Annotated in this window: 1 protein-coding gene; it reads left to right on the forward strand. The window is 48.9% G+C overall.

Annotation, left to right across the window (positions count from 1 at the left end; all coding sequences use genetic code 11):
- Window positions 1-68 precede the first annotated feature (68 nt).
- Window positions 69-1,222 (forward strand): IS3 family transposase gene (locus HHX48_RS18570; protein WP_191026740.1). Its coding sequence is split into 2 segments (ribosomal slippage): window positions 69-318 and window positions 318-1,222, totalling 1,155 coding nucleotides; the frame shifts between segments, so codons are not numbered across the junction.
- Window positions 1,223-1,240 lie beyond the last annotated feature (18 nt).

A 1,240-nucleotide genomic window follows, 5' to 3' on the forward strand; every position in this document is an offset into this window, starting at 1 on the left:
TGGTAAGGCCTGAGATTTCTCGACACTTTTTATGGTAAAAATGTAACTTAAACCATAAGAGGTAAATCATGGGTAAAGGCATTCGTTATTCAGACGAATTTAAGCAGGAAGCAGTGAACCAAGTGGTGGTTCATGGCTACAGTGTCGCTGATGTGGCAGCGCGGCTCGATATCAGTACCAAGAGCCTTTACGGCTGGATGAAATCCTTCTCAAAGCCGACCAAGCAGCGTAAAGACGATGAAGATTTACGTGCAGAAGTTGCCAGACTGAAGCGTGAGCTGAAGCGCGCCCAGCAAGAACGAGACATATTAAAGGAAGCCGCGGTGTTCTTTGCCGGCGAGTCAAAGAACGGTACCCGTTCGTAAAATCTCGTAGTACCGATTACCCGGTGAGATTATTGTGCCAAGCACTTGAGCTACATCCCAGTGGCTATTATGAGTGGTTGCAGCGCCCTGAATGTCAGCGTGATAAAGATGACAAGCGCTTGCTCGGCGCCATCAAGCAGTTCTGGCTGGAAAGCGGTGGCCATCATGGTTACCGCAACCTTCATCTGGATTTATTAGAGGCGAATATTCCGTGTGGACGTGACCGTGTTTTACGACTGATGCAACAAGCCAGTATTAAAGCCCAGCGCGGATACAACGCGCCCAAGGGACGTTATGGCGGGAAGCCAGACGTTGTGGCTGCCAATACGCTAAACCGCGATTTTACCGTCGCGGCCCCGAACCAGTGGTGGGTCAGCGATATTACCTACGTCCATACCCATGAAGGTTTTTTGTTTTTAGCTGTTGTAATGGACTTGTACGCCCGGAATATCGTTGGTTGGTCGATGGGTGACAGGATGACAGAAGAGCTAGTGATGGACGCGCTAACCGCTGCCTACTGGCGGCGAAAACCGTCTGATACGGTCTACCTGCATTCAGATCAAGGATCTCAGTACAGTAGCCGCAGCTTCAGAAAGTTACTCAATACGTTGGATGTGAAACCCAGCATGAGTCGACGAGGTAACTGTTGGGATAACGCGGTAGCGGAGAGCTTCTTTAGCAATCTGAAGAAGGAAAAGATCAGGCGTATCAAGTACAAGACCAGAGATGATGCGCGACAAGCGATGTTTCATTACATCGAAATGTTCTACAATCCGAAACGTCGTCATACTGCCAACGGACGCACGTCACCAACAGAATATGACAGGCAGTATTTTAAGGACATAGAAAGTGTCTAGGAAAGTTAGGCCTTACCA

Origin of the sequence: Salinimonas profundi, assembly GCF_014750655.1 — a bacterium.
Classification (GTDB): Bacteria; Pseudomonadota; Gammaproteobacteria; order Enterobacterales; family Alteromonadaceae; genus Alteromonas; species Alteromonas profundi_A.